23 protein-coding genes are annotated in these 24,071 nt (G+C 73.4%); 18 read left to right on the top strand and 5 right to left on the bottom strand.

The window, feature by feature from the left end:
- Positions 1–87: 87 nt before the first annotated feature.
- Entirely contained in the window at positions 88–882 is a 795-nt protein-coding gene (locus tag AB0912_RS27570) for a pyrimidine reductase family protein (RefSeq protein WP_366704385.1), read from the bottom strand.
- 251 nt (positions 883–1,133) lie between these two features.
- Between AB0912_RS27570 and zapE the strand changes: the two genes are divergently transcribed.
- The 9 genes from zapE to AB0912_RS27525 all read left to right on the top strand — a co-directional run bounded on the left by zapE (position 1,134) and on the right by AB0912_RS27525 (position 9,299).
- Positions 1,134–2,240 (top strand): cell division protein ZapE, encoded by a 1,107-nt coding sequence (gene zapE / locus AB0912_RS27565; protein ID WP_366704383.1) that lies wholly within the window; start codon positions 1,134–1,136, stop codon positions 2,238–2,240.
- Positions 2,241–2,398: 158 nt separating this feature from the next.
- Positions 2,399–2,737, top strand: coding sequence for a hypothetical protein (locus AB0912_RS27560; protein ID WP_366704381.1), 339 nt, complete (start codon positions 2,399–2,401; stop codon positions 2,735–2,737).
- A gap of 70 nt (positions 2,738–2,807) precedes the next feature.
- Complete coding sequence (locus AB0912_RS27555; RefSeq protein ID WP_366704379.1) at positions 2,808–3,386, top strand: carbonic anhydrase; 579 nt, start codon at positions 2,808–2,810, stop codon at positions 3,384–3,386.
- 8 nt (positions 3,387–3,394) lie between these two features.
- The gene (locus AB0912_RS27550; RefSeq protein WP_366704377.1) at positions 3,395–4,909 is read left to right on the top strand and encodes a SulP family inorganic anion transporter; all 1,515 of its coding nucleotides are present in this window, start codon (positions 3,395–3,397) and stop codon (positions 4,907–4,909) included.
- Positions 4,910–5,111: 202 nt separating this feature from the next.
- Positions 5,112–6,149 (top strand): slipin family protein, encoded by a 1,038-nt coding sequence (locus tag AB0912_RS27545; protein ID WP_366704375.1) that lies wholly within the window; start codon positions 5,112–5,114, stop codon positions 6,147–6,149.
- Between the two features lie 259 nt (positions 6,150–6,408).
- Positions 6,409–7,269 (top strand): PPK2 family polyphosphate kinase, encoded by an 861-nt coding sequence (locus AB0912_RS27540; RefSeq protein ID WP_366704428.1) that lies wholly within the window; start codon positions 6,409–6,411, stop codon positions 7,267–7,269.
- A 73-nt stretch (positions 7,270–7,342) separates the two neighbouring features.
- The gene (locus AB0912_RS27535; RefSeq protein WP_366704373.1) at positions 7,343–8,200 is read left to right on the top strand and encodes a polysaccharide deacetylase family protein; all 858 of its coding nucleotides are present in this window, start codon (positions 7,343–7,345) and stop codon (positions 8,198–8,200) included.
- A 72-nt stretch (positions 8,201–8,272) separates the two neighbouring features.
- Positions 8,273–8,476, top strand: coding sequence for a hypothetical protein (locus AB0912_RS27530; RefSeq protein ID WP_366704371.1), 204 nt, complete (start codon positions 8,273–8,275; stop codon positions 8,474–8,476).
- Between the two features lie 94 nt (positions 8,477–8,570).
- On the top strand, positions 8,571–9,299 hold the full coding sequence (locus AB0912_RS27525) for a peptidyl-tRNA hydrolase (protein WP_366704369.1): 729 nt from the start codon (positions 8,571–8,573) through the stop codon (positions 9,297–9,299).
- A gap of 158 nt (positions 9,300–9,457) precedes the next feature.
- Here the strand turns inward: AB0912_RS27525 and AB0912_RS27520 are convergent, their stop codons facing one another.
- Complete coding sequence (locus AB0912_RS27520) at positions 9,458–9,931, bottom strand: hypothetical protein (RefSeq protein ID WP_366704367.1); 474 nt, start codon at positions 9,929–9,931, stop codon at positions 9,458–9,460.
- Between the two features lie 285 nt (positions 9,932–10,216).
- Between AB0912_RS27520 and AB0912_RS27515 the strand changes: the two genes are divergently transcribed.
- Both AB0912_RS27515 and AB0912_RS27510 read left to right on the top strand, forming a co-directional pair.
- Positions 10,217–10,447: a DUF397 domain-containing protein gene (locus tag AB0912_RS27515; RefSeq protein WP_366704426.1), complete on the top strand. Its 231-nt coding sequence runs from the start codon at positions 10,217–10,219 to the stop codon at positions 10,445–10,447.
- 184 nt (positions 10,448–10,631) lie between these two features.
- Positions 10,632–11,555: a helix-turn-helix transcriptional regulator gene (locus AB0912_RS27510; protein WP_366704365.1), complete on the top strand. Its 924-nt coding sequence runs from the start codon at positions 10,632–10,634 to the stop codon at positions 11,553–11,555.
- Positions 11,556–11,600: 45 nt separating this feature from the next.
- Here the strand turns inward: AB0912_RS27510 and AB0912_RS27505 are convergent, their stop codons facing one another.
- Positions 11,601–12,419 carry an SAM-dependent methyltransferase gene (locus AB0912_RS27505; protein ID WP_366704363.1) on the bottom strand — a complete coding sequence of 273 codons (819 nt, stop codon included), beginning with the start codon at positions 12,417–12,419 and terminating at the stop codon, positions 11,601–11,603.
- Between the two features lie 217 nt (positions 12,420–12,636).
- Between AB0912_RS27505 and AB0912_RS27500 the strand changes: the two genes are divergently transcribed.
- The 5 genes from AB0912_RS27500 (at position 12,637) to AB0912_RS27480 (ending at position 18,845) form a co-directional block, all read left to right on the top strand.
- Positions 12,637–13,425 carry a DUF4142 domain-containing protein gene (locus tag AB0912_RS27500; RefSeq protein ID WP_366704361.1) on the top strand — a complete coding sequence of 263 codons (789 nt, stop codon included), beginning with the start codon at positions 12,637–12,639 and terminating at the stop codon, positions 13,423–13,425.
- A gap of 264 nt (positions 13,426–13,689) precedes the next feature.
- Positions 13,690–15,177 (top strand): DUF692 domain-containing protein, encoded by a 1,488-nt coding sequence (locus AB0912_RS27495; protein WP_366704359.1) that lies wholly within the window; start codon positions 13,690–13,692, stop codon positions 15,175–15,177.
- Positions 15,178–15,432: 255 nt separating this feature from the next.
- Complete coding sequence (locus AB0912_RS27490) at positions 15,433–16,200, top strand: DUF4142 domain-containing protein (RefSeq protein WP_366704357.1); 768 nt, start codon at positions 15,433–15,435, stop codon at positions 16,198–16,200.
- Between the two features lie 141 nt (positions 16,201–16,341).
- Positions 16,342–17,130: a TIGR04222 domain-containing membrane protein gene (locus AB0912_RS27485; RefSeq protein ID WP_366704355.1), complete on the top strand. Its 789-nt coding sequence runs from the start codon at positions 16,342–16,344 to the stop codon at positions 17,128–17,130.
- 119 nt (positions 17,131–17,249) lie between these two features.
- Positions 17,250–18,845: an alpha/beta hydrolase gene (locus AB0912_RS27480; RefSeq protein WP_366704353.1), complete on the top strand. Its 1,596-nt coding sequence runs from the start codon at positions 17,250–17,252 to the stop codon at positions 18,843–18,845.
- 83 nt (positions 18,846–18,928) lie between these two features.
- Here the strand turns inward: AB0912_RS27480 and hemQ are convergent, their stop codons facing one another.
- Together hemQ and hemG are read right to left on the bottom strand one after the other, a co-directional pair.
- Positions 18,929–19,660: a hydrogen peroxide-dependent heme synthase gene (gene hemQ / locus AB0912_RS27475; protein WP_366704351.1), complete on the bottom strand. Its 732-nt coding sequence runs from the start codon at positions 19,658–19,660 to the stop codon at positions 18,929–18,931.
- A gap of 4 nt (positions 19,661–19,664) precedes the next feature.
- The gene (gene hemG / locus AB0912_RS27470) at positions 19,665–21,260 is read right to left on the bottom strand and encodes a protoporphyrinogen oxidase (protein WP_366704349.1); all 1,596 of its coding nucleotides are present in this window, start codon (positions 21,258–21,260) and stop codon (positions 19,665–19,667) included.
- 167 nt (positions 21,261–21,427) lie between these two features.
- On the opposite strand from hemG, the gene AB0912_RS27465 reads away from it, so the two are divergent.
- Positions 21,428–22,564, top strand: a complete 1,137-nt coding sequence (locus AB0912_RS27465) for a DUF4349 domain-containing protein (protein WP_366704347.1) — start codon at positions 21,428–21,430, stop codon at positions 22,562–22,564.
- Positions 22,565–22,591: 27 nt separating this feature from the next.
- Positions 22,592–24,001: an FAD-dependent oxidoreductase gene (locus AB0912_RS27460; protein ID WP_366704345.1), complete on the top strand. Its 1,410-nt coding sequence runs from the start codon at positions 22,592–22,594 to the stop codon at positions 23,999–24,001.
- Positions 24,002–24,071 lie beyond the last annotated feature (70 nt).

Raw genomic sequence — 24,071 nt, 5'->3', positions numbered from 1 at the left:
CGTGATCGCACGGGGTCTGCGCGATTTAGTGTGCCCGGCGCGGAACAAACGGAACGTTATATTCCGGCTTCGCGTCGGTGCCGCCGTTCAAGGCCGGCGGTATCTGCTGTACAGAAAGCCGTCCTCTTCCAACAGCGACACCAGTTCGAACCGGCGCGGCAGCGGCACCGCGGGCCCTCCCGCGACGCGCTGGGCGTCACCGGCGGTGAGCATCGGGGACAGCGTCAGACACAGCTCGTCGAGCACCCCGGCCCCGATGAACTGACCCAGCAGCCGGGGCCCGCCCTCGGTCAGCAGCCGCCGGTGGCCGAGATCGCCGAGGGCCCGTACCGCGCGGGCCGGGTCCACTCCCGCGCCCTCGCCGGCGATCACCACCCGGGCGCCCGCCTTCTTCGCCGCCGCGATCCGGTCCGCGGGGGCCGCCGCGCCGGTCAGGACCAGCGTGGGCACCAGGGGCGAGGTGAACAGCGGCAGCGAGAAGTCCAGGTCGAGGCTCGCGCTGACGACCGCGATGGCGGGCGCAGGGCCCTGGCCCGCCGCCTCCCGCAGCGCCGCGAAGGCCTCCCGCGCGCGGGCGGGCCGGTAACCCTCCTGGCGTACCGTTTCCGCACCGGCCAGGACGACATCCGCGAGACCCCGCAGAACGCCGAAGACCCGCATGTCGGTGGCGCCGGAGATGGGCTGCGAGCGCCCGTCGTGCTGGGCGGCGCCGTCGAGCGTGGAGACCATGTTGGCGCGCAGCCAGGGTCCGTCGGCTTCGGGGTAGGCGTAGGCCTCGGCCAGTTCCCCGAGCCCCCACTCCCGCTCCGTCGCGTCCGCCCCGGGGGCCCCGCCGGAGGCCTGGGCTGCTGTTTCGTGGGTCACGGGGAACAGGCGTCGCATGACGTGCAGTGTGGCACGGCGCTCAGACCGTCCCGCCGTCACGTCCCCGTCCGCCCGTCGACACCCACGCGCGCGCTCTCGCCGCACCGGGCCGGCTCTCCTCCGGGCGAACGACAGGGACACGGCCCGGCCCGCTCCGGGCGAACGACAGGGACCTGGCTCGCCCTCCTCCGGGCGAACGACAGGGACCTGGCTCGCCCTCCTCCGGGCGAACGACGGGGACATGACGGCAGGGCCTAGAGTGGGTGACCGTGTCGTCCTCACCCACCGCCTCCGGGATCGACCCGATAGCCGAAGCGGCCCCCCTGTCCCTGTGCGCCCGCGAGCCGCACGTGCCCGCCGACCGGCTCGTCGCCGAGATGGTGCCGCCGCCGCGCTTCGACTCGGTGCGCTTCGCCACGTACATCCCGGACCCGAACCAGCCGACCCAGACCGAGGCGGTGGCCGTCCTCGAGGCCTTCGCCGCCGGGCTGGGCGGGGCGCACGCCATGGGCGGCGCCAAGCGGAAGCTGTTCGGTTTCGGCAAGGCGCCGAAGACCCCGGCCGGCCCCCGGGGCGTCTACCTCGACGGCGGGTACGGCGTCGGCAAGACCCATCTGCTCGCCTCGCTGTGGCACGCGACCCCCGCCGAGCCCGCCCTCAAGGCGTTCGGCACCTTCGTGGAGCTGACCAACCTGGTCGGCGCGCTCGGCTTCCAGAAGACCGTGCAGACCCTGTCCGGGCACCGCCTCCTGTGCATCGACGAGTTCGAGCTGGACGACCCGGGCGACACCGTCCTCGTCTCGACCCTGCTCGGCAAGCTGGTCGACGCGGGTGTCGCGCTCGCCGCCACGTCGAACACCCTTCCGGGCAAGCTCGGTGAGGGCCGCTTCGCCTCCGCCGACTTCCTGCGCGAGATCCAGGGCCTGTCCGCGCACTTCCGGCCGCTGCGCATCGACGGCGAGGACTACCGGCACCGCGGGCTGCCCGAGGCACCGGCGCCGTTCTCCGAGGAGCAGGTCACCAAGGCGGCATACGCCACCGAGGGCGCGTCCCTGGACGACTTCCCGCACCTGCTGGAGCACCTGGCCCGGGTGCACCCGAGCCGCTACGGCGCCCTGACCGACGGGCTCCGGGCGGTCTGCCTCACCGACGTGCGGCCCGTCCCCGACCAGTCGACGGCGCTGCGGCTCGTGGTGCTCGCGGACCGGCTGTACGACCGCGAGGTGCCGGTCCTCGCCTCCGGGGAACCCTTCGACCGGCTGTTCAGCGAGGAGATGCTGAACGGCGGCTACCGCAAGAAGTACTTCCGCGCGATCTCCCGCCTCACCGCGCTGGCCCGTGACGCCAAGGGGCTCGTGGCGGACCCGAAAGGCTGAGCATGATCCGGCGGGGAGCGGGTTCGCGCCAACCGCCCGCCCCCTTTCGGGCGCTCTCGCGGCACGAAACGCGCAGTTAACCCCGCAAACGGCTCCGGCCGTTAATCTGACGCCCGAAGCTGACTGGTGCCATGGGTGAGCGGCCGGGAGGGGGGCGTATGTTCCGAGGTACGACGGCCCGGACCCTGTTCGTGATGCTCGCCGCCGTCCTGCTGAGCCTGCAACCCCTCGCCCCCGCCGAGTCGTTCGCGTCCGCGCACCGGGGCGAACTCGTCGCCTGCGCCGAGACCGAACACCCCCACAAGGTGGCGCCCGCGCAGGGAATCCGGCGGCGCGTCCACGACGAGGACCTCACTCCAGGACCGCCGGTGCTCGCGCCGCGGGAGAGCGACCCGGCCGCCGGTCTCGGGCCGGCCCCGCTGCGCGCCGCGCACCCGGACACGTCCAGAGCCTCGACCGCGCACTCCCCCGCGGGACTCCAGGTCTTCCGCTGCTGAGCAGAGCACCTCCCCCCACGCTCTGTTCAGCACACCGACGCGCCCCGAGGGCGCGCCAGGAGGAACCGACATGCAGCCTCTCATCGACCATGCCCGCTCCTTCGGCCGGCGGCCCGAGGATTTCGCCTCGCTCGCCCAAGGCCAGTCCCCGCAGGCCCTGTTCGTCACCTGCTCCGACTCCCGGGTCGTACCGGCCCTGATCACCGGTGCCCGCCCCGGCCAGCTCTTCGAGCTGCGCACCGCGGGCGGCATCGTCCCGCCCTACGTCCTCGGCCGGCCGTCCGCCGAGGCCGCCACCGTCGAGTACGCGGTGGAGGTGCTCGGCGTCCGCGAGATCGTGGTCTGCGGCCACTCGCACTGCGGTGCCGTCGGCGCCCTGGTGCGCGGCGAGGACCTCACCGCCGTCCCGGCCGTCCGCGACTGGCTCGCCCAGGCCGCCGCCCTCGCCGACGCGCCGGACGAGGACCCGGCCGTCGCGGAGGCCGTACGGCACCACGTGCGGACCCAGTTGCTGCGGCTGCGCTCGTACCCCTGTGTGGAACGGGCCCTGACGGACCGTCGGGTCCGGCTGCACGGCTGGTACTACGAGGTCCACACCGGCGCGGTGCTCGAACACCGCCCGGACACCGACACCTTCGAAGCGCTGTGAGGCGCCCGATGACCCGCCCCCACACCCCCGAAGGCCCGGCCCGAAAGCCCGGCCTCGGAAGCCTCCCCGCCCGATTCCCCCATCTGCGGCAGGACTTCGCCGCCTCCGTCGTCGTCTTCCTGGTCGCCCTGCCGCTGTGTGTCGGCGTCGCGGTCGCCTCCGGGGTGCCGGCCGAGATCGGCCTGGTCACCGGCATCGTGGGCGGCGTCGTCACCGGCATGATGCGCGGCAGCAGCCTTCAGGTGTCGGGCCCGGCGGCCGGCCTGACCGTACTGGTCTTCGAGGCGGTGCGGGCGTACGGTCTGCCCGCGCTCGGCGTGATCGTGCTCGCCACCGGTCTGCTCCAACTCCTCATGGGCGCCCTGAAACTGGGGCGCTGGTTCCGGGCGATCTCCCTCTCGGTCGTCGAGGGGATGCTCGCGGGCATCGGGCTCGTCCTGATCGCGGGCCAGCTCTACGCGATGGCGGGGCTGACCGCGCCGGCGTCCGGCGTGGACAAGCTCACCGGTCTGCCGGGGGCGCTCGCCGACGCCGTCCGGGACCCGGAGGCGCTGGCCTCGCTCGGGCTCGGCGCCGGCACGGTCGCCGTGCTCGTCCTGTGGCCGCGGCTGCCCCGCCGGGTGCGCGCCGTTCCGGCGGCGCTCGGCGCGGTCCTCCTGGCCACCCTCGCCGTACCGGCCCTCGGTCTGCCCGTCGCCACGGTCGAGGTCCGGGGGCTGCTGGGCTCGGTCCAGCCGCCGCCCCTCGACGCCTTCCGCGAGCTAGCGACGGTCGGGCTGCTCGGCACGATCCTCGCCTTCACCCTGATCGCCTCCGCCGAGTCGCTGTTCAGCGCGGCGGCCGTGGACCGGATGCACGACGGCCCGCGGACCGCGTACGACAAGGAGCTGATGGCGCAGGGCGCGGGCAACACGGTCTGCGGGCTTCTCGGGGCGCTGCCGATGACCGCCGTGATCGTGCGCAGCGCGGCGAACGTCCGGGCGGGGGCGCGCACCAGGGCGTCCCGGGTGCTGCACGGCGTCTGGCTGCTGCTGTTCGCGGCGCTGCTGCCTGCCGCGCTCGGGGTCATCCCGCTGCCCGCCCTCGCGGGCGTCCTGGTGCACGCGGGCTGGAAGCTGATCCCGTCGCGCGAGCTGGTGGCGCTGTGGCGGAAGCACCGGGGCGAGGCGCTGATCCTCGTCGTCACGGCCGTGTCGATCGTCGCCGTCAGCATGTTCGAGGGCGTGCTGATCGGGCTGGCGCTGGCGGTCGCGAAGACGGCGTGGGAGGCCTCGCACGTGCGGCTCGACGTCATAGACAAGGGAGCGGGTCCCGTGCAGGTGTACCTGTCGGGCAACGCCACCTTCCTGCGGCTGCCGAAGATCCTCGACAGTCTGGAGGCGCTGCCGCAGGACCGTCCCGTCGAGCTGAACCTCTCCGGCGTGCACCACCTCGACCACGCGTGCCGGTCCGCGCTGGAGACCTGGTCGGCGCGGCACAGCGCCGCCGGGACCGAGCCGGTGCGGGTCACCCCCGACATCTGATCCGCCGGTGAGGGTGGCCTTCGGCCGGGTCCGCCGCGTGGCGGGCCCGGCCGATCCCGTCCGGGGAGCCGTCGGGAGCCGTCAGGGGGCCGAGCGGCGGCCCGGCGGGTACGCGGGACCGGCGACGTAACCTGGATGTGTGAGACGAAACGGACGGCCCGGAAGAGGGCCGCCCGCTCGGACGACTCGGAAGGGGGTCGTCATGGTCGAGGAAATCATCGCGGCGATCGCGGTCGCGGGCTCTGCCGGAGTGGTCTACGTCGCGGCGGCGGCCCGGGTCGTCAAACAGTACGAGCGGGGTGTGGTGCTGCGCCTCGGGCGGCTCGCCGGAGACGTGCGTGGTCCCGGCTTCACCATGGTCGTGCCGTTCGTGGACCGGCTGCGGAAGGTCAACATCCAGATCGTGACGCTGCCGGTGCCAGCCCAGGAGGGCATCACCCGGGACAACGTGACGGTCCGGGTGGACGCGGTCGTCTACTTCAAGGTGGTGGACGCCGCCGACGCCGTCATCCGGGTCGAGGACTACCGGTTCGCGGTCTCCCAGATGGCCCAGACCTCGCTGCGCTCGATCATCGGCAAGAGCGACCTGGACGACCTGCTGTCCAACCGCGAAAAGCTCAACCAGGGGCTGGAGTTGATGCTCGACAGCCCGGCGATCGGCTGGGGCGTGCAGATCGACCGCGTCGAGATCAAGGACGTCTCCCTGCCCGAGACGATGAAACGCTCCATGGCCCGCCAGGCCGAGGCCGACCGCGAACGCCGCGCCCGGATCATCAACGCGGACGCCGAGTTGCAGGCCTCGAAGAAACTCGCCCAGGCCGCCGAAGTGATGTCGGAACAGCCCGCCGCCCTCCAACTGCGGCTGCTCCAGACCGTGGTGGCCGTCGCCGCCGAGAAGAACTCCACCCTCGTCCTCCCCTTCCCCGTCGAACTCCTCCGCTTCCTCGAACGGGCCCAGGCCGGGCAGCCCCCGGTCGCCCCGGAGCAGCAGTCGCGACGGCCGCGCGAGACGCCGCCGCCGATGGACGCCCAGCAGGTCACCGAGGGGACGAAGGAGCCGGACCGGCCGGACGGGGCCGCCAGGCTGCCGGAGGGGCTCGGCGTGCCGGACGTCTTCGGCGACACCGACGGGCTCGGGATCCCGGGCGCCTTCGGGGACCTGGAGGTGCCCGGCAGGCTGCCGGAGTCCCGGGAACCGGACGAGCTGCCCGAGGAACTCCGTGAGGAGCCGCTGGACTGACCCCGTACGGCTCGGGGCACCCGCTGCGGGCACGCGGTGACCGGGCCGGCCGCCCCCATGGGACGGGTAGCGGGCCCCGGACACCCGGCGCACCATCGAGGAACACGGCCGGAAGGGGCGCGCGGTGGCCAAGAAGCACGGCACAGGGCACGACACGAAGGACGGCGGGAAGCACGGCAAGGCGCACGGCAAGAAGGACGGCAAGAAGCACCACGGGAAGCACGGCGGCGCGGAGGGCGAGGCGAGGCCGCCCGCCCGGCTGCGGGAGCTGCTGCGCGTCCCCGGCGGACAGGGCGTGGACCTCTCCGCGTACGACGCCGCGGCCACCCCCGGCGGACCGCACGACAAGGCGGCCGGTCTGGCCGCCACCGCCCGGATGGCCGAACCCCTCGCCGACCTCCAGGAACGCCTGTGGGCGGCGAGCACGGCGGGTGACCAGCGGCGGGTCCTGCTGATCCTCCAGGGCATGGACACCAGCGGCAAGGGGGGTGTCGTCAAGCACGTGATCGGCCTGTTCAACCCCTCCGGCTGCCGGATCCGGTCGTTCAAGGCGCCCACCCCGCAGGAGCGCAAGCACCCCTTCCTCTGGCGGATCAGGCGGGCGCTCCCCGAACCCGGCGAGATCGGCATCTTCGACCGCTCGCACTACGAGGACGTCCTGATCGGCCGGGTGCGCGAGCTGGCCCCGCGCAAGGAGATCGCCCGCCGCTACGGCGAGATCAACCGCTTCGAGGAGTCCCTCGCCGCCGAGGGGATCACCGTCGTGAAGTGCTTCCTGCACGTCTCGTACGAGCAGCAGCGGCGCCGTCTGCTGGCCCGCCTCGACAACCCCGAGAAGTACTGGAAGTTCAACCCGGGCGACATCACCGAGCGCGCCGCGTGGCCCGCCTACCAGAAGGCGTACGAGATCGCCCTCGACCGCTGTTCCACGCCGGGCGCGCCCTGGTTCCTGGTGCCCGCCGACCGCAAGTGGTACCGCAACTGGGCCGTGGGCCGACTCCTCCAGGAGCACCTGGAGGCCCTGGACCCGCAGTACCCGAAGGCGGACTTCGACGTGGAGGAGTGCCGTCGGCTGCTCCTCACCGGCGAGACGGGCCCAGGCGCGGCCCCAGCCGGGTGACGTCACGGCCGGAAACGGGCGCCACACCGTCATGACGAACGTTTGATCACACTTCCGTCCATATCGTCATACGGTGATCCTTTCCGTACGGAGTATCGCCGTGACCTGCGCCCTCGGAGCCCTCGCCGCCGCACTCGCCGCGTGCGGGGGCCCGGCCGCGCCGCACGCCGCCCGCCAGGGGCACCACGCGCCCGCCAGCAGCCCGGCCCCCTCGCGCCCGCCCACGCTCGCGCCCGGGCCGGCCGGTCTGACGCCCGTCTTCGAGAACGGCCCGCGCACCCGGGACAAGACGGTCGCGCTGACGTTCGACGCCGACATGACCGCCGACGAGGGGCCGCGGGCGGCGGCCGGGGAGCATTTCGACAACCCGGAGCTGATCGCCACCCTGCGGTCGTTCAAGGTCCCCGCGACCGTGTTCATGACCGGCAGATGGGCCGACCAGTACCCGCGCGAGGCCCGGGACATCGGGCGGGACCCGCAGTTCGAGATCGCCAACCACTCGTACAGCCACTACGCCTTCACCAAGGACTGTTACGGCCTGCCGACCGTGTCCGAGGACAAGATGCGGGCGGACGTGGAGCGGGCCTACGCCGCGTTCAAGCGGGCCGGTGTGCCGGACGCGATGCCGTACTTCCGCTTTCCCGGCGGGTGCTACGACCAGCGGTCGCTGCGGACGCTCAGCGCGGCCGGTGTCACCGCCGTGCAGTGGGACGTGGTGAGCGGTGACGCGTTCGCGACGGACGCCGACGCCGTGGCGCGGCAGGTCCTCGACGGGGTGCGGCCCGGCTCCGTGGTCGTCATGCACTGCACGCGCAGCGCGGCCCCGGTGACCGAGCGGGCGCTGCACACGATCGTGCCCGCGCTGCGCGCGAAGGGCTTCCGGTTCGTGAAGGTGTCGGAGCTGATCGGCGCCTCCGCCGGCCGGCACTGACGCGCTCGGCTCCCCGGCTCGGCGCCTCTCCCGTGTTTCCGGCCGCCCGGTCCTCGTCCGTACGCTGGTGGCATGAGCGACGACTACTGCGCCACCGGCGCGGACGGGCCCGGCGGGGAGTCCCGCGACCTCGCGGCGGCGGGCGACGCGGGTCCGCCGTACGCGGAGTGCGTGCTGTGCCGCGAGCCCACCGAGTACCCGGAGTCGCACCGGGGTGTCACGCTGTGCCCCGTCTGCGAGTGGCAGGAGGCCCAGCGCACCGCCTGCTCGGGGTGACCGGAAGAGAACCATGGCCGTCCGGCCGGTCCGACGAGCTGTCCGCCCGGTCCGTCCGGCCGGGGCGGATCTTGGGCCTGGCAGACTTGGGGTCGTGAGCAGCGATGTGACCCCCGGCGGCGACAGCCCCTTCCGTTCCGAGCCCACCGCGCGTGACGCGGCGCCGCAGTTCGTGCTGCCGCTGGTCGTGCGCATCGAGCGGGCGGCTCCCCCGGCGCGCACCGACGCGCTGGAGACGTCGGCCCGGGCGGTGCTGACGATCCTGAGCGACGAGCGGTCGCTCGGGGACGGCGAGTGGGCGCGGGCCATGAAGGACTGGCAGGACGCCCGGATCCGCAAGGTGGTGCGGCGGGCGCGCGGCGCCGAGTGGCGGCGGGCCGAGGCGCTGCCCGGCATCACGGTGACCGGTCGCTCCGCCGAGGTGCGGGTCTTCCCGCCGGTGCCGCTGGACGGCTGGCCCAGGGATCTGGCCCGGCTCCAGGTCTCGGGGACGGATCTGGACGACCCCGAGCCGCCGGGAGCGGCCGACCCGCAGGCGCCCGTGCTGTGGCTGAACCCGCGCCTCGACATGTCCGCCGGCAAGACGATGGCGCAGACGGGCCATGGCGCCCAGCTGACCTGGTGGGAACTGTCGGACGAGGAGAAGAAGGCCTGGCGGGACGCCGGCTTCCCGCTCACCGTACGCACCGCGGAGGACGCCCACTGGGACGAACTCATGCGGGGGGACGGGCCGTTGGTGCGCGACGCGGGCTTCACGGAGATCGCACCGGGCGAGACCGTCGCCGTCGAGGGCGTGGACCGCGTACGGGCGCTCAAGCGGTGAGGCGTTCACTCAAGCGGTGAAGACGTCACTCGAGCGGTGAGGGCGTCCGGTCAAGCGGTGAGGGCGGCGGGCGCTCACCGGGTGAGGTCGGTACTCGGGACGGCGCTTCCGGAGTGAGGTCGCTGCCCGAGGGGTGACTCCGGTGCCGGTGGCGCGGCTCAGTCGGCCAGGGCGGAGGCGAGTTCGGCGGTGGCCCGGACGAGTTCGGTGTCCGGCTCGTCGAGCAGGTGCTGAAGGGAGCCGCGGCGGGCGCGGACGGCCTGACGGGCCTCGCGCTCCCAGCCCACGTAGTTCTCGCGGCGGTTGAGCAGCTTGGGGTAGGCGCGGGCGGTGCGCTCCCACTGGCGGGCGTCGGCGATGTCCTTCAGGAGCTGGGCGATCTGCACCCGGCAGGTGACCTGCGGGAGTTCGAGCAGCTCCCACAGGAAGGGGACCGTCGCGGCGGTGGCCTGTTCGACCACGAAGCCGTACTGGCAGATTCGTTCCCGCAGGTCGCGGAGTGCTGTCCGGGCCGTCGCCTCGTCACCCCAGGCGATGGCGTCGAGCAGCAACGGGATGGCCTGAGCGGAGCCGCTGGAGTCCTTGATCTCGTCCCACGACACCCGTGCCAGATTCTCGAGTGGTGTTGCCATTTCCGCTCCCTCCGAAGGCGTCGGACAGTGCCGGGTGGTGACCGGTCGGCATACCGGTCCCTGGCCCGCACCGCGCGGGCGCTCCCTGAGACAACGTCAGTACCTGACGCTGGCAAGGATGTTGGCGCCGCCGCTAGTATCCACCCCGACAGCGCCGTCGTGCAATTGCACGAGAAATTGCACGGAGGCGGAAGGGAAGGATCAAGCCATGTGAGGTCCGGCCGCGTCCGAGACGCCGGAGGGCCGGGAGTTCACGTGGTGGAACGTCAGCAAGGAGAGTGCGTGGTGCGATCGGTGCCGAACGGTGTGCGGGCGAGCGACCTGGCAGCTCACTGGATCAAGAGCAGCCACAGCAACGCCGAAGGAAACTGTGTCGAGGTGGCCGGCCTGGCCGAAGGGGGTATCGCGGTGCGCAACTCCCGTGACCCGGAAGGGCCCGCGCTCGTCTACACCCCGGCGGAGGTGGCCGCCTTCCTGGCCGGTGCGAAGGATGGCGAATTCGACCACCTCATCTGAACGGACGTCTCTGTCACAGGACTTACGCGCCACGGACCCGGGTGCCGGGTACCGGACCCCGAGGGATTCCGGACCCGGCGCCGCAAAGCGGAGGAGTGGTCACCCACTTCTGCCCAGGCATGCGGCAAAGGCCGCCGTGGTGCGATAATTTGGGCTGTCTTCTGCCGGTCGACTGGGAGCCAGGATGTCTGTCGAGTCACCCCGCGTCTCTCGCCTCGAACCGTATCTGAGTCGGCCCGAGCCCGCGCCCACTCTGCTGAAGATGCTGGTCGGCGTTCAGCTCGCGGGTGCCCGTGAGGACGCCGGCCTCTCCCAGGAACAGGCGGCGCGGGCCCTCGGGTTCAGCCCGGCGAAGCTGTCGCGGATCGAGGCGGGCAAGGGCCGCAAGCCTCCCACGGAGGCCGACGTCCGCTCCCTCCTCGGCCTGTACGGGACCGACGACTACGAGGTGTCCGTCCTGCTGCGGCTGCTCCAGCGGGCCGGTGAGCCCGGCTGGTGGCAGCGCTACGACAAGCGGCTGATGCCCGAGTGGTTCGACCGGCTGGTCGGGCTCCAGGAGGCGGCCACCACCATCCGTACCTTCGAGATCCAGTATGTGCCGGGCCTGTTGCAGACCCCGGACTACACCCGGGCGGTCATACGGCGCGGTCTGCCGACGGCGCCGGCCGGCGAGGTCGAGCGCCGGGTGGAGCTGCGGATGCGGCGGCGGAACCTGCTCGACCGGGTGGACGCGCCGCATCTGTGGGCGGTCGTCGACGAGTCCGTGCTGCTGCGCGTCCTCGACAGCCCCGAGGTGATGCGCGAGCAGTTGGCGCACCTCATCGAGATGGCCGCGCGCCCTCATGTGATCGTGCAGGTCGTGCCGTTGGACGTGACGAACGCGTCGGCACCGGCCATCCCGGTCACCTATCTGCGCTTCGGCGGCGCCGAACTGCCCGACGTGGTCTACCTGGAGCACATCAGGAGCGCCAACTTCCTTGAGGACCGCGACGAGACGGAGGAGTACCGAGTGGTGCTCGACCGGCTCGCCGACGAGGCCCTCAGCCCGCGCGAGTCCCTGACGCTGCTGCGCGAGACGATGGAGCGGCGCTACGGCACGCGGGCATGACGGTGCGGGCCCCGGCGCCGTACGCCGGAGCCCGCGGCTCCCCGGTCAGCGGATGCGGCCTACGCCGCCGAACTCGATCCACTCCTGGGTGAGTTGACGCGCCACCACCTCGTTGTCCGGACGCCAGGTGGACACCTCCACGAGCCCGGGCTCCAGGATGTCCATCCCGTCGAAGAACGCCTCCACGTCCTTCTCCTGGCGCACCCGGCCCCAGTGTCCCTGCGTCGCGGTGTCCATGAAGTCGGTGACGAACTTGCGGACCTCGGGGTCCTCGCTGACCAGCTGGCACATCACCATGAAGCTGCCCGGGGCGAGCCGCGCCGAGACCCGCTCGATCACGGCGAGGGGCCCGTCCGTGTCACTGTCCGGGATGCAGTGGAACACCGAGTTGAACAGCACGGCCACCGGCTGGGAGAAGTCGATCAGCCGCTCGGTGTCGGGGTGCGAGAAGATCTGCTCCGTCTCGCGCAGGTCGGCGTGTATGACGGCGGTCCGGTCGTTCTGGTCCAGCAGGGCCCTCCCGTGCACCAGCACCATCGGGTCGCTGTCGACGTAGATGACCCGGCAGGACTCGTCGACCTGCTGGGCGACCTGGTGCACGTTGTTCTGCGTGGGCAGGCCGGACCCGTGGTCCAGGAACTGCCGGATCCCGTAGCCGTCGGCGAGGGTCTTCACCACCCGCTGGAGGAAGCGGCGGTTGTTCAGCGCCAGCGCGCGGGTGCTCGGAACGACCTTGTCCAGCTCCTCGCACGCCGCCCGGTCCGCGGCGTAGTTGTCCTTGCCGCCGAGATAGTGGTCGTACATGCGTGCGGCCGTGGGCACGGTGGCGTTGATCGCCGTGGACAACTGCTGGTCAGGCTGCATCTTTCCCCCAGATCAGTGTCGCGCCAAGGGACAGGCCCGACGGTCAATACATAGTAGAGAAACGGAAGTTGGCGATACCAGTCCTTGAACGAAGGTCCCGCCGGACCGGACATGTCCTCGCTCCGCCGCTGAACGGCAAAGCCCTCCCCCGCGTATCACCAAGTACTGGCCAAGTACCGGTTCCCAGCGGCCAGTCGGCTCGTTCCAGGAGGCACCCTTGCGGCGTATCAACGGCAGCGCCCTCGTCATCGCGGCGCTCGTCGCCACCCTCGGCGCGCTCGCGTTCCCCGTCTGGTCGTACGCCGACCGCTCGGGCACCGGTCAGGCGAACCTCGCCGCCGGCACGGTGAACACCCGCTGGGGTCCGCTCTCCGCCTCGGACCGCGACCTGATCGTCCGGGTGCGGCTGGCCGGACTGTGGGAGCTGCCCGCCGGACAGCAGGCCATCGAGCGCGCGCCGACCAAGGCGGTCAAGGAGGCCGGCGACCATCTGATCGTCGGGCACACCGACCTCGACAAGCGGGTGCGGATCGTCGCCGCCCAGCTCAACGTGGAACTCCCCAACCAGCCGAACGAGCAGCAGCAGGGCTGGCTCCAGGAGCTGACGGCGGCGAGCGGCAAGGAGTACGAGCGCAAGTTCGCGAACCTGCTGCGCGCCGCGCACGGCAAGATCTTCCCCGCCATCGGCGCCGTCCGGAACAGCACGCGCAACTCGCTCGTCCGCCAGTTGGCCAGTGACGCCAACGTGACCGTGCTCGACCACATCACCGTGCTGGAGAAGACCGGCGAGGTGGACTTCGACGCCATCGCCAACGACACGGCCGGGGCGTCGACCGCCAGCCCCACCGGTCCGCCGCCGCCGACCATCGGCGAGCCGGTGGCCTCCGCCCCGCCCGTCCGCCCGCGCGCCGGCGTCGAGGTGTCGTCGACCCCGTCCCCGCAGCCGCCCGGCGAGGTGAACACCGCCCGCCCGGAGCCCTCCGACCCCGACAACGTGCTCCGCTAGCCTCTCGGCCTCTCGGCCTCTCAGCCTCTTGGTCCCAAGACCCCTCGGTCCCTCAGTGCCCGTCGGGCCCGGAGACCCGGGCGGCGGGCCCGGCGCCGGCGCACTCCGGGCGGCGGCCCGAACCTCAAATGTTGCTCTGAACGTCCGCTCCGGTGGGTTCGGCGCGCGCCCGCTGGGCCATGACACGGTCACACCGGGGGACGCGCCGTCGTGAGGAGACGACACACAGGCAAGCCGGACGGGCACCGTGACGAAGGAGGGGACATGCAGCAGCCGAGGCGGCTGGGGACCGGAATCGGATGGCGGCCGGAGATCGCCGAGGCCGTGGAGCGCATGCCCGGCATCGACTGGGTCGAGGCCGTGGCGGAGAACGTGTGCCCCGGCCACGTTCCGGAGTCGCTGCTGCGGCTCCGCGAACGGGGTGTCACCGTCGTACCGCACGGCGTCTCGCTGGGCCTCGGCGGCGCCGACCGCCCCGACGAGTCCCGGCTCACCGCGCTCGCCGAGCGGGTGGAGGCGCTGGGGTCGCCGCTCGTCACGGAGCACATCGCGTTCGTCCGGGCGGGCGGACCGCTCACCGCCTCGCCGCTCCTGGAGGCCGGCCACCTGCTGCCGGTGCCGAGGACCCGGGACGCGCTGGACGTCCTGTGCGCGAACGTCCGTGCCGCGCAGGCCGCGCTGCCCGTACCGCTCGCCGTGGAGAACATCGCCGCGCTGTTCTCCTGGCCCGGTGAGGAGATGACCGAAGGGCAGTTCCTCTACGAACTCGCCGACCGCACCGGGGTACGGCTGCTCGTCGACGTCGCCAACCTGCACACCAACCACGTCAACCGGGGCGAGGACCCGGCCAAGGCGCTGGACGAACTCCCCGTCGAGGCCATCGCCTACGTCCACGTCGCAGGCGGCTTCGAACGGGACGGCGTCTGGCACGACAGCCACGCCCACCCGGTCCCCGGACCCGTGCTGGACATCCTCGCGGACCTCGCGTCCCGGGTCGCCCCGCCCGGGGTCCTCCTGGAACGCGACGAGAACTTCCCCGACCCCGCCGAGCTGGAACGGGAACTGGCCGCGATCCGGAGCACGGTGACCCGCGCCGAGGCGCGGGCGACGGCCGGGGCGGGCCTGCGGGGCGGCACGTCCGCGGGGAGGACCACACCCGGGGTGAGCGCAGATACCGGCACGGCACCGGACACCGGCCCCACCTCTCCCGCCACGCCGGACACCGCCCCCGCCACCCCGGCCGCGCCGGACGCCGGCCCCGGCGAGGTCACGCCGGTCAACGGCCCCGACGCGGTCGGCGCGGCCAGGCAGGACACCGGCCCCGGCCCGGCCGCCGAGGACGCCGCCCGGCAGCGGCTGGGGCTAGCGCAGGCCGCCCTGCTGTCGGCGCTGGTCGCCGGGACCCCGGCGCCCGAGGGGTTCGACGGGGTCCGGCTCGGGGTGCAGGCCCGTTCCCTCGCCGCCAAGCGGGCGGACGTGGTCGCCAAGGTCGCCCCCGAACTGCCGGAGATCCTCGCGGAGGTGTACCGGCCCGCCTTCCTGGCGTACGCGCAGGGCCACCCCATGACCGGCGGCTACCGGCGCGACGCCCTGGACTTCGCCGAGCACCTGCTGCTCGCCGGGCTCCCGGAGAGCACCGAGACGCGGCTGCTGCGCGACTGGTGGCTGGAGCGGTCGGGGCCGGCCCCGCTGTCCCGGCGCCCGGCGGCCCGGCTGGCCCGCGCGACCCGCAGGGTGCTGCTGCGCCGCTGAGGCCGAGGGAGGGCGGTGGGGCGGGCGGGGCCCGTGGAGTGTGCCCGGACTAACACCACCTCTTGTGAAGGTGATGTGTGCGTCCGTTTCCTATGGGTTCGGGGAGGTCTGACGTAGGCGCGAACCACCACAACCGGCGCCTACCACCCTCCCCGCAACCCGGTCTTCCCGTACGGCAGTTGGCGTAGCCCCCGCAGTAGCATGCCAACCCGCACGCGAAGCGCATTAGCGTGCGGTGCCGTAACAGGAGGCACCATGCGATCCATCAACCGCTCCGGATTGGTCAGCGGAACAGGGCTCATCATCACCGCCCTCCTGGCGACCCTCGCCGCGCTGGCCTTTCCGATCTGGTCGTACGCGGACCGCTCCGGTACCGGACTCGACACCCTGAACGCGCAGACCGTGGCGACGCGATACGGCCCGTTGTCGGCCCTGGACCGGGAATTCGTCACCAAGGTCCGGCTGGCCGGGCTGTGGGAACTGCCCGCCGGCCAGCAGGCCCAGGAGCGCGGCACCACCCAGGCCGTACGGACGGCGGGCGAACACCTCATCGAGGGCCACACGTTCCTCGACGCCCGGGTCCGCGGCGTCGCCGCCCGGCTCGGCCTGGAACTGCCCAACCAGCCGAACCCGCAGCAGCAGGGCTGGCTGGCCACCCTGAACGCGGCCCACGGCACCACCTACGACCGGGACTTCGCGAACATCCTGCGCAAGGCGCACGGCAAGGTCTTCGCGGTGGTCGCCCAGGTCCGCGCGAACACCCGCAACTCGCTGGTGCGCGATCTCGCCGACGACGCGAACACCACCGTGCTCGACCACATCAAGGTGCTGGAGGCGACCGGTTACGTCGACTTCGACGCGCTGGCCGAGGACGCCGCGACCGCGAGCCCGCCGCCGCTCACCGCCTCCCCCGCGCCGCCCGGCCCGACCGAGTCACCGCGGCCACCCGTACCGGTGACCCCGTCCTCCGGCTATCCGCTCCCGCCGCCCGCGACGCGCCCCCGGCCCACGTCGACTCCCTGAGCGCACCGGCCGGCATCCGCCGACCCGCGCCGCACGCACCTCGCCCCACCAGGCCGAGCGGAACGTCACAGACCCACGACGCTCCGTCCACATAGTGAATAAGGCATGGCGCCCGCCGCGCGCTTCGCATAGAAACACGCCATGTTCTGGGTCCTTCTCCTGCTGCCGGCCTGGGCCGCGGCCGGTATCTCGTGCACACGGCTGTGCCTGGCCGCCGTACGCGCCGCGACCGTCGACGCGGACGTGGCGGGCGCGCGCGAGCTGACGCTGTACGAGGCGGCGTTCCTGTCCGGCGGTCCGGCGCGGGTGGCCGATCTGACCCTGGTGTCGATGGCCCGGCAGCGCCGGCTGCTGCTCGCGCACACCGGCTGGGCGACGGTGGTGGACCCGCGCGGGCGCGACGACATGGAGCGCTCGGTGCTCGGGGCCATCGGCCCGGAGGGCCAGTCCCGGATAGCGCCGGTGCGGGCCGCCGCCGCTGCCGCGGACTCGGTGCGCCGGCTCGCGGACCGCCTGGTCGCGGCCGGGCTCGCCGTGCCCGACGGAGCCCGCACCACGGTCGCGGGCGCCGTCCGCCAGGTCCAGGCGGCCTCGGCCGCGGTCCTCGCGCTGGCCGTCGTGGCGGTGCTGCTGCCGGGCCAGGGCACCGGGGACGGGGTGCCGGTGGCCGTCTGGTTCGCGCTGCCCCTCGTGCTGACCCTGAGCTGCCTCGCGATCGCCCGGATCGAGGTGCACCCGTACACGCGGTGGGCCTCCCCCGCCGGACAGCGGCTGCTCGGCACCCTCGCCCGGCACTCCGACGACACCGCCGACGACCGTACGTATCTGACCTCGGTCGCCGTCCGCGGTGTCCGGGCGATCGGCGAACCGGACCTGCGGGCGGCGCTGGCCCACCGGGACCGCGGCGCGGACCGCGCGGCGGGGGGCTGACGGGCGCCCCCGGGGGCGCATCGGGGTCATTGACGCCGACACCGGCGGCCGGTGCTTTACTTCGCCGACCGGCGAACGAACCATCCTTCTGTCGCTGCCGTGCGCCGAAGGGATTCGCGATGAGAGCTGCCGTCCTCCACGGAACCGCGGGGTCCCTGCTGCTGACGGCCCTCGTCGCCGCGCCGGCCGGCGGCACCACCGCCTGGCCGGACGGGACCGGAGCGGCCTCGGCGGAGGCGCGCGGCACCGCCGTCGCGGCGGAGCGGGCGGCGGCCACCGGCATCCGCTTCGGGGCGTGCCCCAAGGTGGAGGGGCTGCCCGGCAACGTCCAGTGCGGCACGGTCACCGTGCCGCTGGACTACGCGCGGCCGGACGGCAAGCGGATCAAACTGACCGTCAGCCGGGTGAAGGCCACCGGCAAGGACGCCGGGAACCCCAAGCGCAAGGTGCCCCGGCAGGGCGCCCTCGTCTACAACCCCGGCGGTCCCGGCGCGTCCGGCATGTACTTCCCGCTGATCGGTTTCCTCCCCGAGTGGAAGCCGATCGGCGCGGCCTACGACCTGGTGGGCTACGCCCCGCGCGGTGTCGACCGCTCCGCGCCGCTGTCCTGCCAGGACCCGAAGCGCTTCCTGAAGGCGCCCTCGCAGTCGCCGACGTTCCCCTCCGAGTCGTACAAGCGGGAGAGGATCGCGGAGGCGAAGGCGTACGCGCGCGGCTGCGCACAGCGGGCCGGGGAGGCGCTGCGCCACTACACCTCGCTCAACAACGCCCGCGACCTGGACGTGCTGCGCGCCGGACTCGGGGAGCGCGGGCTGACGTTCATGGGCGCGTCGTACGGGACGTACTTCGGTGCCTTGTACGCGACGCTGTTCCCCTCGCACGTGCGGCGGATGGTCTTCGACTCGGCGGTCAACCCGGACCCCCGGCAGATCTGGTACCGCAACAACCTCGACCAGTCGGCCGCGTTCGAGGGCCGCTGGAGGGACTTCCGCGCCTGGATCGCCCGCCACGACGACGTGTACGGGCTCGGCAACACCCCCGAGGAGGTGCTGCACTCCTACGAGAAGGCGCGCGCCCAGCTCGCCGCCGCGCCCGCCGGCGGCAAGGTCGGACCGGCGCAGCTCCAGGGGGCGTTCCTGGAGGCCGGTTACTACGACGACTACTGGCCGCAGCGCGCGCTGGCGCTGTCCGCCTATCTGAAGGGCGACCCCAAGCCGCTGGTCCAGATCGCCGGACCGCATCCGGAGGCGGCGGCCGAGCAGGAGAACGGCACGGCGGTCTACACGGCGGTGGAGTGCAACGACGCGCCCTGGCCGACCGATTGGCGCACCTGGGACCGGGACAACACGCGCCTCGCGCGGGTGGCGCCGTTCGAGACCTGGGACAACGTGTGGATGAACCTGCCCTGCGCGTACTGGCCGGTGCCGCGCCAAAGGCCCCTGGACGTACGGACGCTGCCCGGTGAGCTGCCGCCGACCCTGATCCTGGCGGCCGAGCGGGACGCGGCGACTCCGTACAAGGGGGCCAAGGAGTTGCGGCGCCGGCTGTGGGGTTCGGTCCTGGTGACGGAGAACGGCGCCGGCACCCACGGCATCGGCGGCGGCCCCAACCAGTGCGTCAACGGCTATCTGAACGCCTACCTGCTGGAGGGGCGGCTCCCCGGGCGGAACGCCGGCTGCGCCCCGCACAAGGAGCCGGTCGCGCGGAAGTCCTGACCGGGCCCGGACACGGCGAAGGCGGGCGCCCCCTCGGTGAGGGGACGCCCGCCTTTCACGTGGCCCGGGCCGGCCGGGGCGGATCAGGCGAGGCCCGCGATCAGTTCGGAGACGTCCTTGCGGCGGCCCGTGTAGAACGGGACCTCCTCACGGACGTGCATCCGGGCCTCGGAGGCGCGCAGGTGGCGCATCAGGTCGACGATGCGGTACAGCTCGTCGGCCTCGAAGGCGAGGATCCACTCGTAATCGCCGAGGGAGAACGAGGCGACCGTGTTGGCGCGCACGTCCGGGTAGCCGCGGGCCATCTTGCCGTGGTCGGCGAGCATCCGGCGGCGGTCCTCGTCGGCCAGCAGATACCAGTCGTAGGAGCGCACGAAGGGGTAGACGCTGACGTAGTCGCGGGGCGTCTCGTCGGCGAGAAACGCCGGGATGTGCGAGCGGTTGAACTCGGCGGGCCGGTGCAGCGCCATGTTCGACCAGACCGGGTCGAGGGCGCGGCCGAGGCGGGTGCGCCGGAAGAGGTTGTACGCCTCCTGGAGCTGGTCGCTGGTCTCGGCGTGCCACCAGATCATGAGGTCGGCGTCGGCCCGCAGCCCCGACACGTCGTAGGTGCCGCGGACGGTGACGTCCTTCGCGGCGAGCTGGTCGAACAGCTCCTGGACCTCGTCGGCGTACCCGGCGCGGTCCTCGGGCAGTACGTCCTTCAGCCGGAAGACGGACCACAGGGTGTAGCGGATGACCTCGTTCAGGTCCTTGGCCAGCTTGCCCTTGTTCGGGACCCTGCCGGACTCGGTGGTGGGGGCGTCGTCACTCATGGGGCTATTCTCCCGCTCCGCCGTGCGGGCTCCGCACCGGGTCGGCCCGCAGCGCGTCCAGGCCGTCCCGGTCGCCGCCGAGGCCGTCCACCGCGGCGTACGCGGAGGCGATGCAGGCGGGGATGCCGACGCCGTCGTAGGCCGCGCCGCAGACCGCGAGGCCGGGCAGCTTGCCGACGTGCTCGCGGACGCGGGCCACGCGCGCGTGGTGGCCGACCGGGTACTGGGGCAGTCCGTCGTCCCAGCGGGTCACCCGGGTCTCCACCGGCCGGGCGTCGAGGCCGGTGGCCTCCCGCAGGTCGTGCCGGGACACCCGGACGAGGTCGGCGTCGGGGCGGCCGAGGACCTCCGTCTCGCCGTACCGCCCGACGGAGGCGCGCAGCACGGTGAGGTCCGGGTTCTGGCCGGCGATCCAGCCCCACTTGCGGGAGGCGAACGTCGAGGCTTTGATGGTGTGCCCGTCGACCGGCGGGACCAGGAAGCCGCTGCCCTCGGGGAGGTTGGTGGTGTCGGCGCTGCGGTAGGCGAGGGTCACCAGGGCCATCGAGGCGTACTCGACGGCGGCCAGCTCGGCCGCGGCGGCGGGGGCCTCGGCGCGCAGCAGGGCGGCGGCGGCCGGGGCGGGGACGGCGAGGACGACCGCGTCGGCGTGCAGGACCCGGCCGCCCGCGACGATCCGCCAGAGGGGGGCGGGCCCTTCCCCGGAGGCGGGGCCGGGGCGTTGGCTCGCGCCGGGGCCGTGTCGCTCACCGGAGGCGGAGGTCGAGGCGGAGGCAGGGGTCGAGGCAGTGGCGGTGGCGGAGGCGGAGGCTTGGCCTGCCGGGGCCGTCCTGCGCAGTTCGGTGACCGGGGTCCCGGTGCGGATCTCGCCCCCGCGCGCGACCACCGACTCGGCGACGGCGAGCGGCAGCCGGCCGACGCCGCCCTCGATGCCCATGAACACCGGCCCGGTCTGCCGCGCGGCGGCGGCCTTGGCCTGGATCTCCCGGACGGCCTCGGTGAGCGAGGTGTGGGTGCGGGCGGCGGCGTAGAGCTGAGGGACGGCGAGGCGCAGGGAGAGGCGGTAGGCGTCCCCCGCGTACACGCCGCCGAGCAGGGGTTCGACGAGGCGGTCGACGACCTCGCGGCCGAGGCGTGCCGCCACGTACGCGCCGACCGCGATGTCCTCGCCGACCTCGGTGCGCGGCAGGTCGGCATCGCGTTCGACGCGGCGCAGGCCCTCGGCGGAGAGGACGCCGGCGAGGGCCAAGGCGCTGCCGGGGACGCCCATGACATGGCCCTTGGGCATGGGGCGCAGCACCCCCCGGTTCCACAGCGAGGCGGAGGCGGTCGCGGGGGGCTGGAGGCGGTCGCCGAGGCCGGTCTCGCGGGCGAGGGTGACGGCTTCGGGGCGGCGGGCGAGCATCGACTCGGCGCCGAGGTCCACGCGCGCGCCGGCGATGTCGCCGGTCAGCAGCTTGCCGCCGAGACGGTCCGACGCCTCCAGCACGGTGACGCGGAGACCGCGCCCCAGCAGACGGTGGGCGGCGGCGAGGCCCGCGATGCCGCCACCGACCACCACGACGTGTCCCGAACCCGTACGAACGTCCTCTTCGCGCATGTCACCACCTTCTCAGACCCCGCCGGCCCGCCCGCCGGGAGCCCGGGGTCCGGGGCCGAGTCCGGCTCGCGTCCGGACCGTGACCGCATCGGGACCGGAATCGGCCAACGTCCGGCACCGGCCCGGCGTCGAAGGAGCGTCAGTCGTCACCACTTCGGGGGTAGCCCATGCGCACATTCACATCAGGACGTCCGGATCGGCCCGTACCGTCCGCCCACCGCTCCCGCCGGTTCCGCGCGCTGGCCGGCGTGCTGCTCGTCGCCTCGCTCGCGCTGGCCGGGTGCGGCGCCGGCGCGACGGGCGGCGCCGACGACAAGGCGGACGCGCCGGCCGCGGGCGCGAAAGAGGCGGGGGCGCGGACGGCGGACTCGGGCGCCGCGGGCAGTGACAGCGCGGCCGGCCGCCGGGCCACCGCCGCTCCGAAGGCGACCGCGACCAGCATCATCCGCACCGCCTCGCTGACCGTCCAGGTCAAGGACGTGCCCAGGGCCCTGGACGACGCCCGCACCGCCACCGAGAACGCCGGGGGCTATGTCGGCGACGAGGCCACCACCCGCGACGACGAGGGCCGCGAACGCACCCGGGTCGTCCTGCGGGTGCCGACCGAGCGGTACGACCAGGTGCTCGCGGACCTGGAGGGCACCGGCAAGGTCATGGAGCGCACCGCCAAGGCGCAGGACGTCACCGATCAGGTCGTGGACGTGGGGAGCCGGGTGGCGTCGCAGCGGGCGAGCGTGGCGCGGGTCCGCGAGCTGATGGACAAGGCGACCCGGCTGAGTGATGTGGTGGCCCTGGAAGGGGAGTTGAGCAGCCGCGAGTCCGACCTGGAGGCGCTGCTCGCCCAGCAGGCCTCGCTGAAGGACCGTACGAGTCTGGCCACGATCACGCTGTCGCTGTCGCGGACGCCGGTGCAGCGGGCGGAGAAGAAGGACGCCGAGCCGGGCTTCCTGGACGCGCTCGCGGGTGGCTGGAACGTGCTGGTCACCGTGGTCCGCTGGCTGGCCCTCGCGGTCGGCGCGGTGCTCCCGTTCGCGGCGGGCGCGGGGCTGATCGCGCTGGTGTGGCTGTTCCTCGTACGGCCCCGGCTGCGCTCCCGGCGTCCGGCGGCCAGGGCGTCGGAACCGGCCCCGGAAGCGGCCCCGCGGCCGGTCAGGGCGCCGGAGCCCGTCGCGGCATCGGCTCCGGCCGCCGTCCCGGCCTCTCCTCCCGCCGCCGTCCCGGCGTCGCGTCCGGCGCCGGGCGGCGACGCGGGTGGCCGGTCGGACGACGCGGGTGGCCGGTCGGGCGGCGCTGAGCGGGACTGAAATGACGGGCCCCCGTAGCGTGTTCGCATGAGCATGAGCCGAACGAGCGGTAGGGACGGGGCCCGGGAGCGGCTGGTCGTGATCGGGGGTGACGCGGCGGGGATGGCCGCCGCGTCACAGGCGCGCCGGCTGCGCGGGCCGGAGGAGCTGGAGATCGTCGCCTTCGAGCGGGGCCACTTCGCGTCGTACTCGGCGTGCGGCATCCCGTACTGGGTGGGCGGTGACGTCCCGGACCGCGACCGGCTGGTGGCCCGCACCCCCGAGGAGCACCGGGAACGCGACATCGACCTGCGGACGCGGACGGAGGTCACGGCCATCGACGTCGACGGCGGCCGGGTGCGCTCCCGCGAGCTGGACACCGGGACCGAGGCGTGGACGTCGTACGACAAGCTCGTGATCGCGACCGGCGCGCGGCCGCTGCGGCCCGATCTGCCGGGCATCGACGCGCCGGGCGTGCACGGCGTGCAGACCCTGGACGACGGGCAGGCCCTGCTCGACACGCTGGAGAGCACGCGGGGGCGGCGTGCGGTGGTGGTCGGCGCGGGCTACATCGGCGTGGAGATGGCCGAGGCACTCATCAAGCGCGGGTACGAGGTGACCGTCGTCAACCGGGGCGAGGAGCCGATGTCCACGCTCGACCCGGACATGGGCTCTCTGGTGCACGAGGCGATGGAGGGCCTCGGCATCACCATGGTCGGCGACGCCGAGGTCACCAAGGTGCTCACCGGGGACGACGGCCGGGTCCGCGCGGTGGTCACCGAGGACGCCGAGTACCCGGCGGACGTGGTGGTGCTCGGGATCGGCGTACGTCCCGAGACGGCGCTCGCCCGGGAGGCGGGGCTGCCCGTGGGCGACCACGGGGGGCTGCTCACCGACCTGGCGATGCGGGTCCGCGGCCACGAGAACATCTGGGCGGGCGGTGACTGCGTCGAGGTGCTCGACCTGGTGTCGGGGCGCGAGCGGCACATCGCGCTGGGCACGCACGCGAACAAGCACGGGCAGATCATCGGCACCAACGTGGGCGGCGGTTACGCCACCTTCCCGGGGGTGGTCGGGACGGCGGTGAGCAAGGTCTGCGACCTGGAGATCGCCCGCACCGGACTGCGCGAGAAGGACGCGCGCCGGGCGGGCCTGCGGTTCGAGGCAGTCACCATCGAGTCGACCAGCCGCGCGGGCTACTACCCGGGGGCCGAGACCATGACGGTGAAGATGCTCGCGGAACGGCGCACCGGGCGGCTGCTCGGCGTGCAGATCGTCGGCCGGGAGGGCGCGGCGAAGCGGGTGGACGTCGCCGCGGTGGCCCTGACCGCCGGTATGACGGTGGAGCAGATGACCACCCTCGACCTCGGCTACGCGCCGCCCTTCTCGCCGGTCTGGGACCCGGTCCTGGTGGCGGCCCGCAAGGCGATGGCGAAGGTGCGCGACGGCGCCTCGTGAGGCGCCCGCCGCTGCCCGCCGGTCGACGGCAAGGAGAACCGCCTCTACCGCGTCCCGGTGGGCGTCGTCG

It is taken from the genome of Streptomyces sp. NPDC007084 (genome assembly GCF_040703595.1).
Taxonomy (GTDB): Bacteria; Actinomycetota; Actinomycetes; order Streptomycetales; family Streptomycetaceae; genus Streptomyces.
Note: the sequence above shows the minus strand (reverse complement) of the source record. Positions and strands in the feature narration are given on the sequence as shown.

Bases quoted from the DNA above. Each gene is read 5' to 3' on its own strand.
- AB0912_RS27570 (WP_366704385.1), bottom strand. From the start codon at position 882: ATGCGACGCCTGTTCCCCGTGACCCACGAAACAGCAGCCCAGGCCTCC.
- AB0912_RS27560 (WP_366704381.1), top strand. From the start codon at position 2,399: ATGTTCCGAGGTACGACGGCCCGGACCCTGTTCGTGATGCTCGCCGCC.
- AB0912_RS27555 (WP_366704379.1), top strand. From the start codon at position 2,808: ATGCAGCCTCTCATCGACCATGCCCGCTCCTTCGGCCGGCGGCCCGAG.
- AB0912_RS27550 (WP_366704377.1), top strand. From the start codon at position 3,395: ATGACCCGCCCCCACACCCCCGAAGGCCCGGCCCGAAAGCCCGGCCTC.
- AB0912_RS27545 (WP_366704375.1), top strand. From the start codon at position 5,112: ATGGTCGAGGAAATCATCGCGGCGATCGCGGTCGCGGGCTCTGCCGGA.
- AB0912_RS27530 (WP_366704371.1), top strand. From the start codon at position 8,273: ATGAGCGACGACTACTGCGCCACCGGCGCGGACGGGCCCGGCGGGGAG.
- AB0912_RS27520 (WP_366704367.1), bottom strand. From the start codon at position 9,931: ATGGCAACACCACTCGAGAATCTGGCACGGGTGTCGTGGGACGAGATC.
- AB0912_RS27510 (WP_366704365.1), top strand. From the start codon at position 10,632: ATGTCTGTCGAGTCACCCCGCGTCTCTCGCCTCGAACCGTATCTGAGT.
- AB0912_RS27505 (WP_366704363.1), bottom strand. From the start codon at position 12,419: ATGCAGCCTGACCAGCAGTTGTCCACGGCGATCAACGCCACCGTGCCC.
- AB0912_RS27495 (WP_366704359.1), top strand. From the start codon at position 13,690: ATGCAGCAGCCGAGGCGGCTGGGGACCGGAATCGGATGGCGGCCGGAG.
- AB0912_RS27490 (WP_366704357.1), top strand. From the start codon at position 15,433: ATGCGATCCATCAACCGCTCCGGATTGGTCAGCGGAACAGGGCTCATC.
- AB0912_RS27485 (WP_366704355.1), top strand. From the start codon at position 16,342: ATGTTCTGGGTCCTTCTCCTGCTGCCGGCCTGGGCCGCGGCCGGTATC.
- AB0912_RS27480 (WP_366704353.1), top strand. From the start codon at position 17,250: ATGAGAGCTGCCGTCCTCCACGGAACCGCGGGGTCCCTGCTGCTGACG.
- hemQ (WP_366704351.1), bottom strand. From the start codon at position 19,660: ATGAGTGACGACGCCCCCACCACCGAGTCCGGCAGGGTCCCGAACAAG.
- hemG (WP_366704349.1), bottom strand. From the start codon at position 21,260: ATGCGCGAAGAGGACGTTCGTACGGGTTCGGGACACGTCGTGGTGGTC.
- AB0912_RS27465 (WP_366704347.1), top strand. From the start codon at position 21,428: ATGCGCACATTCACATCAGGACGTCCGGATCGGCCCGTACCGTCCGCC.
- AB0912_RS27460 (WP_366704345.1), top strand. From the start codon at position 22,592: ATGAGCATGAGCCGAACGAGCGGTAGGGACGGGGCCCGGGAGCGGCTG.